The 9,133-nt window shown below is 62.2% G+C and carries 8 protein-coding genes; 2 read left to right on the top strand and 6 right to left on the bottom strand.

Going from position 1 to position 9,133, the window contains the following annotated elements; all coding sequences use genetic code 11:
* From AC2VNK_RS02190 to gltX, 6 genes are all read right to left on the bottom strand, one after another.
* A partial coding sequence (locus AC2VNK_RS02190; protein WP_486882648.1) for a hypothetical protein occupies positions 1-246 on the bottom strand: 246 nt, incomplete at its 3' end.
* Position 247: 1 nt separating this feature from the next.
* Positions 248-1,411 carry an ADP-forming succinate--CoA ligase subunit beta gene (gene sucC / locus AC2VNK_RS02195; protein ID WP_486882649.1) on the bottom strand — a complete coding sequence of 388 codons (1,164 nt, stop codon included), beginning with the start codon at positions 1,409-1,411 and terminating at the stop codon, positions 248-250.
* Positions 1,412-1,420: 9 nt separating this feature from the next.
* The gene (icd, locus tag AC2VNK_RS02200; RefSeq protein ID WP_486882652.1) at positions 1,421-2,707 is read right to left on the bottom strand and encodes an NADP-dependent isocitrate dehydrogenase; all 1,287 of its coding nucleotides are present in this window, start codon (positions 2,705-2,707) and stop codon (positions 1,421-1,423) included.
* 2 nt (positions 2,708-2,709) lie between these two features.
* The gene (locus tag AC2VNK_RS02205) at positions 2,710-2,925 is read right to left on the bottom strand and encodes a hypothetical protein (protein ID WP_486882650.1); all 216 of its coding nucleotides are present in this window, start codon (positions 2,923-2,925) and stop codon (positions 2,710-2,712) included.
* Positions 2,926-2,982: 57 nt separating this feature from the next.
* Complete coding sequence (locus tag AC2VNK_RS02210) at positions 2,983-4,647, bottom strand: aconitate hydratase (RefSeq protein WP_486882651.1); 1,665 nt, start codon at positions 4,645-4,647, stop codon at positions 2,983-2,985.
* 112 nt (positions 4,648-4,759) lie between these two features.
* Positions 4,760-6,160, bottom strand: coding sequence for a glutamate--tRNA ligase (gene gltX / locus AC2VNK_RS02215; protein ID WP_291521221.1), 1,401 nt, complete (start codon positions 6,158-6,160; stop codon positions 4,760-4,762).
* A gap of 263 nt (positions 6,161-6,423) precedes the next feature.
* Between gltX and AC2VNK_RS02220 the strand changes: the two genes are divergently transcribed.
* Positions 6,424-8,235 (top strand): LysM peptidoglycan-binding domain-containing protein, encoded by a 1,812-nt coding sequence (locus tag AC2VNK_RS02220; RefSeq protein WP_291521219.1) that lies wholly within the window; start codon positions 6,424-6,426, stop codon positions 8,233-8,235.
* A 23-nt stretch (positions 8,236-8,258) separates the two neighbouring features.
* Positions 8,259-9,032: an enoyl-ACP reductase FabI gene (locus tag AC2VNK_RS02225; RefSeq protein WP_291521217.1), complete on the top strand. Its 774-nt coding sequence runs from the start codon at positions 8,259-8,261 to the stop codon at positions 9,030-9,032.
* Positions 9,033-9,133 lie beyond the last annotated feature (101 nt).

A 9,133-nucleotide genomic window follows, 5' to 3' on the forward strand; every position in this document is an offset into this window, starting at 1 on the left:
TCTATCGACCGCCGACCGCAAAGCCGCCAGATCGTGGCGCAGCGCCGCCACGTCGTCGTCCTGCGCCACGGACTTGAGCCGCTCGTCGAGAATCTGATCGAGCAGCACCGCCATCTCCGCCATGGCCTCTGCACTTTTCTGATCCGCGCCACGCTTCACATAGGCATCGGCGAGACGCGAAATCAGCGGGCCGGAATTACGCAGCACCGGCCACAGACGTTGCAACCAAAAGATGTTGATGGACATGTCAGCCCTGCGCCGCCGCCACGGCCTTCATGGCTGCGTCGGTGAGGCCATCGGCGGTGATCAGGGAAAGCCCGCTCTCCCGCAGCATCGCCATGCCCTCCTCCTTCCGGGTACCCTCCAGACGCACCACCACCGGCAAGTGAAGACCCACCTCCGCCGCCGCCTGGATGATGCCTTCCGCCAGCAGATCACAGCGGGTGATCCCACCGAAGATATTGACCAGTATGGCCTTCACCCGGTTGTCCGAAAGAATGAGCTTGAAGGCCTGGGTGACCTTGTCCGCGGCCGCGCCACCGCCCACATCCAGAAAATTGGCGGGCTCACCGCCGTGCAGCTTGATCAGGTCCATGGTCGCCATGGCCAGACCGGCACCGTTGACCATGCAGCCGATGTTACCTTCCAGGGAGATGTAATTCAGTCCGAACTGCCGCGCCGTAATCTCCCGCCCGTCCTGCTGGGTCGAGTCAAAGAGTTCATCAGACTCAGGGTGGCGGTACAGGGCGTTGTCGTCCATCACCACCTTGGCATCCAGGGCCAGCAGCCTGCCTTCGGCGGTGATGGCGAGGGGATTGATTTCCACCATAAGGGCGTCGAGCCGTTGCGCCAGGCGATACATGCCCTGCATGATGCGCGTGAGTTGCTGCACCTGGCTGGCGTCCAGTCCGAACTGGAAACCGAGCTGGCGTGCTTGAAAAGGCAGAAAGCCGGTGCTGGGCTCGACCACGACCCGATGCAGGGCCTCCGGCCGGGAGGCCGCCAACTCCTCGATATCCATACCGCCTTCCTGAGTCGCCAGAAAGGTGATCCGCGCCTGCCCCCGATCCACCATCAAGGCCAGATAAAGCTCGCGGGCGATGCGACTGGGCTCCTCGATAAGCAAAGCCGCTACGTGCTGCCCCTGCGGACCGGTCTGCGCCGTGACCAGCGGTTTGCCCAGCAACTCCTGCGCCGCCTTTTCCACTTGGGCAATGCTTTCCACCATCCGCACGCCACCGGCCTTGCCGCGTCCACCGGCATGCACCTGTGCTTTGACGACCCAGGCCGGACCACCCAGTTCACGGGCCTGATTCACTGCCTCCCGCACCGAGAAGGCGGGAATGGCCCGGGGCACCGGCACCCCTTCTTCGGCGAGCAGGCGCTTGGCCTGATACTCATGCAAATTCATGAAATTTCCTCACAAACGACGCACCAGCGCCGCACTAAACTCCGCCGTACTCAAGGCGGGAACGTCACCACGCAACGCCGCCAGATCACCGGTCACTTCGCCGCTGGCGATGGCCGCGTTCATGGCCGCCACGATGCGCGTCGCCGCCTCGCCCCAACCCAGATGCTCCAGCATCATCACCGCCGACAAAATCAGCGAACTGGGATTGGCCTTGCCTTGCCCGGCGATATCCGGCGCCGTACCGTGGGTGGCCTCAAAAATCGCATGGGTATCGGAGAGGTTCGCCCCCGGCGCCATGCCGATGCCGCCCACTTCCGCCGCCAGCGCATCGGAAATATAGTCGCCGTTGAGGTTAAGCGTGGCCACCACCGAATAATCTTCCGGCCGCAACAAAATCTGCTGCAGGAAGTTGTCGGCAATGACATCCTTGATAATCAGCTTACCATCGGCGATGGCCTGCTGCTCGACCGCCTGCGCCGCCGCCTTGCCCTCCGCCTTGCTGATAGCCGCCTTCTGCCGCCAGGTGAAGACCCGTCCGGCGAACTCCCGCTCGGCCAAGGCATAGCCCCAGTCGCGGAAACCGCCCTCGGTGAACTTCATGATATTGCCCTTATGCACCAGGCTCACCGAGGGCTTGCCATGCTCCAGCGCATACTGGATGGCGCGGCGCACCAGACGCTCCGAGCCCTCCACCGACACCGGCTTGATGCCGATGGCCGAACTGGCCGGGAAGCGGATTTTGCTGACCCCCATCTCTTCCTGCAAAAAGCGGATGATTTTTTCCGCTTCCGGACTGCCCGCCGGCCACTCGATACCGGCGTAAATATCCTCGGCGTTTTCCCGGAAGATGACCATGTCGACCTTTTCCGGATGGCACACAGGGCTGGGCGTGCCCGCAAAATAACGTACCGGCCGCAAGCAGACGTAGAGGTCCAGATCCTGGCGCAGTGCCACATTGAGGCTGCGGATTCCGCCACCCACCGGGGTCTCCAACGGCCCCTTGATGGCGATCTTGTACGCGCGAATAGCGGCCATGGTTTCTTCGGGAAGATACTGTCCCGCACCGTAGAGCGTCACCGCCTTCTGCCCGGCAAAAAGCTCCATCCAGGCAATCCGCCGCTGGCCGCCATAAGCGGCCTGCACCGCGGCATCCACCACCGCACGCATGGCCGGCGTGACATCACAACCGATACCGTCCCCCTCGATGAAGGGAATAATGGGCTGATCGGGCACCCGCAGCACCCCATCCACCTGGGTGATGGGCTTCCCCTGAGCCGGAACCTGAATATGCGCCATGGTCACGATACCTTCTCCAGTTGCTCGCTGGCCCAGGACAAGGCGCCGCCCTTCAGAATCAACTCCAGATCACGGGCACTCGCCAACTGCGGCATAACCGGAATATCCAGCCCTTGGGTTTCATCGCGCAGCGTCAGCACCTGGCCCAGCGCCAGCCCCCTGATATCCAGACTGAGCTGATCCCCCGCCTGCACCCTGGCATAATCCGCCGCGTCCACGAAGGTCAGGGGCAGGATACCGAAGTTGATGAGATTAGCGAGGTGAATACGCGCAAACTACTTGACCAGCACCGCGCGCACGCCGAGATAGCGGGGCGCCAGTGCCGCATGTTCACGGCTGGAACCCTGCCCGTAATTGTGACCCGCCACGATAAAACCGCCCCCAGCCGCCTTGGCGCGGGCCGGGAAAGTCTCATCCACCATGTGGAAGACAAACTCCGAAATGGCTGGCAGATTGGAGCGCAGCGGCAGCACCTTGGCTCCGGCCGGCATGATGTGGTCAGTGGTAATGTCATCTTCCAGCCGAATCAGTACCTCGCCCTGCAGGCTTGCCGGAGCGGCCTGCCCGGTGGGAAGTTTGGCGATGTTGGGGCCACGGATGATGTCCACCGGGCTGCCTTCGGCGGCGGGGGCGAGCACCATACGGTCATCGACCAGAAAGTGCTCAGGTACCGGCACGTGAATGGGCGCCAGCCCCAGATCGCGGGGATCGGTGATCACCCCGGTCAAGGCACAGGCGGCACAGGTTTCCGGGCTCGCCAGATACACCGCCGCATTTTTAGTACCGGAACGCCCGTAGAAATTGCGGTTGAAGGAACGCACCGAGACGCCTTCCGTGGGCGGCGCGAAGCCCATGCCGATGCAGGGTCCGCAGGCCGATTCCAGAATGCGCGAACCGGCCCCGATGAAGTCCAGAAGGCCGCCATCCCTGGTCACCATTTCCATCACCTGCCGCGACCCCGGCGATACCCCCAGGCTGACGCCATCAGCGATGACCTTGCCCTTGAGCATGCTCGCCACGGTCATCAAATCCGTATAGGACGAGTTGGTGCACGATCCGATGGCCACCTGCGCCACGGGCGTGCCCGCCACCTCGCGCACTTTCTGGACGTTGTCGGGGCTGTGCGGACAGGCGATGAGGGGCTCCAACTGGTCGAGATCGATTTCCAGCACCTCGTCATAGCCGGCATCAGCATCCGCCACCCACTCCGACCAGGAGGCATCGCGCCCCTGCGCCGCCAGGTAACGGCGGGTCACGGCATCACTGGGGAACACGCTGGTGGTGGCGCCCAATTCGGCACCCATGTTGGTGATGGTCGCCCGCTCCGGCACGCTGAGGTGGGCGACACCCGGCCCGAAATACTCAAAGACTTTGCCGACACCGCCCTTCACCGTCTTGTGGCGCAGCACTTCGAGAATAATGTCCTTGGCGCTGACAAAAGGCTGCAAGCGGCCGGTCAGTTTGACCCCGACCACCTGCGGCATATTGAGGTTGAAAGGCAACCCGCCCATGGCCAGGGCAATATCGAGACCGCCCGCACCAATGGCCAGCATGCCCGCTCCGCCGGAAGTCGGCGTGTGGGAATCGGAGCCCAGCAGGGTGCCGCCCGGCCTGGAAAATCGCTCCAGGTGCACCTGATGGCAGATGCCGTTGCCGGGACGCGAGAAATGTACGCCGTACTTCGCGGCAAAGCTCTGCAGAAAACGGTGGTCGTCGGCGTTCTCGAAGCCCGACTGGAGCATGTTGTGGTCCACATAGGACACCGACAGCTCCGTGCGCACACGCGGCAGGCCGAGGGCCTCAAATTGCAGATAGGCCATGGTCCCCGTGGCGTCCTGGGTCAGGGTCTGGTCGATACGGATAGCGATAGGGCTCCCCGCTTCCAGCGTGCCACTGACCAAATGGGCGGCAAGTATTTTCTGGGTGACATTCATAGCCATGAACTGCATCTCCTGATCTGCGGGAAATCGGTCGGGAACAACGGGTGCCTCCATCATCGCAAAAGCACCGCCCCGCGCCAAGTATCAGCAGACCCTGAATGGCGAAACAGGACTAGATCCAGGCGGCCGCCCGCCGCAAACGCGCCAACGTCTCTTCCTTACCCAATAAAGCCAGAGTCGCATCAATGGGTGGCGACACCGCCCGCCCGGCCACCGCCACCCGCAGGGGTTGCGCGACCTTACCCATCTTGCCGTCGGCATAGGTCAACGCCAGTTCCTGGATCACGCTGTGAATCGCCGCTGCCTCCCAGTTCAGCAACGCGTCCAGCGCCTGCGCCAGGGTCACCAGCAAGGCGCCCTGTCCGTGCAGATGTTTCTCCACATCTTTGGGTTCACCGGCCACCGGCGCCACATAAAACATCTCCGCCGCCGCCGCCATCTCCACCAAGGTCTTGGACCGCTCCTGCAACAACGCCACCACCGCCGGGAGGGCCGGCCCGGCCGCCAGCAAAGACTCGGTTACGCGCACGGCGTTGAGGTAAGGCAGCAGATGCTGCGCCAACCCCTCCGGCGTCAGCCGCTGCATATGCTGGGCATTGATCCACAATAGCTTTTCTGGGTTGAAGGCCGATGCCGCCTTGTTCACCGCATCAATGCGGAAAAATTCCACCATTTCCTCGCGGGTGAAGATTTCCTGATCGCCATGGGACCAGCCCAGCCGCACCAGAAAATTGAGCAGCGCGTCGGGTAAAAAGCCTTGCTCGCGGTATTCCAGCACGCTCACCGCGCCGTGGCGCTTGGACAGCTTTTGCTTGTCTGGCCCGAGGATCATCGGCACATGGGCATAAGCGGGCACCTGGGCGCCGAGCGCCTGCAGAATCTGCATCTGCCGCGGCGTATTATTGAGATGATCGTCGCCGCGGATCACGTGGGTGATCCCCATATCCCAGTCATCCACCACCACACAGAAGTTGTAGGTCGGCGTCCCGTCGGAGCGCGCGATAATCAGATCATCCATTTCACTGTTCTGAAAGCGCACCGTACCGTGAATCAGGTCTTCCACCACGGTCTCACCGCTATCCGGGCTCAGAAAGCGGATCACCGGCGCAACCCCCTCACGCGCTGCCGTGCGCTGCCGGCAACGTCCGTCATAGCGCGGTTTCTCGCCGCGCCCGCGCTGATCTTCGCGCATGGTTTCCACTTCTTCACGACTGCAATAGCAATGATAGGCCGTCCCTGCCGCCAGCATCTGCGCCAGCACTTCCCGGTAGCGGTCCATGCGCCGCATCTGATAGAACGGGCCTTCATCCCAGTCCAGCCCCAGCCAGGCCATCCCCTCCAGAATGGCGGTCGTCGCTTCCGGCGTCGAGCGCTCCACATCCGTATCCTCGATACGCAGAACGAAGTGCCCCCCCTGCTGACGTGCGTGCAGCCAGGAGTAAAGCGCGGTGCGCACACCACCAATATGCAGATAACCGGTGGGACTGGGGGCGAAACGGGTACGAACGGACATGATGCGCAACCTGAGACTGGCGAAAACAGGATAATAACAGCCTCTTTGACCCGCCGGTATCCTGCGCATCGCCAGCTTTCGCCGCGAATCACGCCCTGCGCAGACCGGCAAACAGCGTTTGACTCAAGGCATTCCTTTTGCTTACTATCCAGTAACGGGTGGCAAGCATGATGCCAACTCCATGTTTATTATAATATCCTTTTACGAAGGGTTACATCTGCGGGACGCCCATTGTGGATCGAACCCGCCCAGGAAGGAGTAACATGAAAAAGCGACTCATCGCTGTCGCCACGCTGGTGGCGCTGGGGGGCATTCCTATGGTCTGGGCGGAGAGCCAGACCATAGGCTTGCAACAAAGCGATCTTCAGAGCGGTGTGGCAGACACCTTGAACACCACCGAACAGACTGCGGATTTGCAAGGCGGCGGATCGGGCAACGGGCAAAGCGGTAATGCTTCCGGCCTGTCAGCCACCCTGCAGCAGTTCGAGGCATCAGGCGCCTTTGGCAACCAGACGGAGACCGGCAATGTCTGGACACATATTGATGACGGCCTGCGCATCAGCGACGTCTCACGAGTAGAGGTAAACAAATGGCGCACCTGGTTCCTGCAACACCAGGGTAAGCTGGAACAAATCTTCGATAACTCCCGTCCTTTTCTTTTTTATGTGGTGTCAGCAGTTGCGCAGCGCGGCCTGCCCATGGAACTGGCGCTGTTGCCGGCCATCGAGAGCGGTTACAACCCCAAGGCCTATTCTCCGGCGGCGGCAGCGGGTCTCTGGCAATTCATACCCGGTACCGCCCGCAATTTCGGCCTGCAAAATACCCGCTACGGCGATCCCCGCCTGAGCCTCACCGCCTCCACCAACGCGGCCCTCGACTATCTGTCTTATCTCTACAACTATTTCGGTGGCAACTGGCTCCTTGCCATCGCGTCCTATAATGCCGGACAGGGCACCGTCTCCGCCGCCATCCAACAAAATGTCGCGGCGGGCAAGCCCACGGACTTCTGGGACCTCAATCTCCCGGAGCAAACAGAAAACTACGTTGCCGAGTTGCTCGCCCTGGCGCAGGTCATCAAAAACGCCAGCGCTTACCATGTTTCCCTGCCCATCATTCCCAATGCGGCACATATTGCGGTAGTCACCACCCCAAAATCCGTGGCACTCAACGTAGCAGCGAATCTGATGAACATGCCGGTCAGCGAATTGCGGCACCTCAATGCCGGGCTGAGCTATGGCGTCGCACCGGCCGATTACCAGCTTGTGGTGCCCAAAGGCAAGGCTGGAGCACTGAAAACAGCGCTTTTGACCATGCCCCAGGAAGTAGCCGCACGACCTGTAGCCGCGCCTATAGCCGCACCACCGCTCAGTCACATCACCATCCGCCCCGGTGAGACGCTCTGGCATCTGGCGCAACGGGCCGGAGTCAGCATCACCAATCTCAAACGCTGGAATCACATCCGTTCCGCGCGCGACCTGCAAGTCGGACGACATCTGGTTGTCTATGGCGCCGGCGGTCTGCGTCATGCGGTCTATGCGCAAAACAGCCAGCCGCTCAGGGTGCGTCCGGGCAACACGCTCTCGCAACTCGCGCAGCGGGCCCGCGTCAGCGTCCGCGACCTCATGCGCTGGAACCATATCCGTTCCGCGCGTGACCTGCAGGTTGGCGAGACGCTCACGGTACATGGCGGTGCTGCCGCACCGGTCTATACCGCCGCGCGCGGTCACCAGCGCCTTACCGTCCGGCCCGGTGAAAGTCTCTGGCAAATCGCCCAGCGCGCCGGGGTCGGCGTCGCCGTGCTGGCCCGCGCCAACCACCTCACCGAGCGGACCGTCCTCCATCCCGGACAGGTGCTGAATATCCCGGCACAAACCGTGGTTGCCGCCATCAACCACCGGCAGGAGCGCGCCGCCACCCAGGCACGGACGACGACTTATGTGGTGCGTCAGGGAGATACGCTCTGGCAGATTGCCCAGCAATTCCATGTCCAGCCCAAATCGCTGATTCAGTGGAATCGCCTGGCCTCGGCCAGCGATATTCAACCGGGCTCACATCTCACCATTTATACGCGCTGATTCTAACGTAAGGGGTTTTTGCAATGGGTTTTATGGAAGGTAAAAAGGCACTGGTTGTCGGCGTGGCCAATGACCGCTCCATCTGCTGGGGCATCGCTCAGGCCATGCATCGCCAGGGTGCAGAAGTGCTCCTCACCTATCAGGGCGAGCGCACCAAAAGCCGGGTGGAAGAGCTGGCGAGCCAAATCGGTGCACCAGAGCCCCTGGAACTGGACCTGATGAACGAAGAACAACTGGCTGGCACCATGCGTGAGATCCAGTCGCTCTGGGGTGGCGTCGATATCGGCATTCATGGCGCCGCTTTTGCGCCCAAAGACGAGCTCAGCGGCAGCTATCTGGACGCCACCACCCGCGAGGGCTTCCGCATTGCCCACGAGGTATCCTCTTACAGCTTCACCGCCATGGCCAAGGCCATGCACCCGCTCATGCAGGGCCGACAGGGCGCCCTGCTGGCCCTCAGCTACCTCGGCGCCGAGCGCGCCATGGCCAACTACAATGTGATGGGACTCGCCAAGGCCAGCCTCGAAGCCAGCATTCGTTATCTCGCCTACGCGCTGGGGCCGGACGGCATCCGCGTCAACGCCATTTCCGCCGGGCCTATCCGCACCCTCGCGGCCAGCGGTATCAGCGACTTCCGCAAGATCCTGGATCACTATGCGGAACATGCGCCCCTGCGCCGCAACGTGACCCAGGACGAAGTCGGCAACACCGCCGCCTTCCTCTGCTCCGACCTCGCCTCCGGCATCACCGGCGAAATCACCTACGTGGACGGCGGTTTCAACACCGTCGGCTTCTGAGGCGCACACCGGACCATCGCGGCGCGCCGCTCACCGCATCGCGCGCCCCACCTCTGCAAGCATCTCCTCAAAACTTTTGGCGAAAGCGGCCAGGCCTTCCA

The organism is Acidithiobacillus sp. TH-A35, from assembly GCF_057473505.1.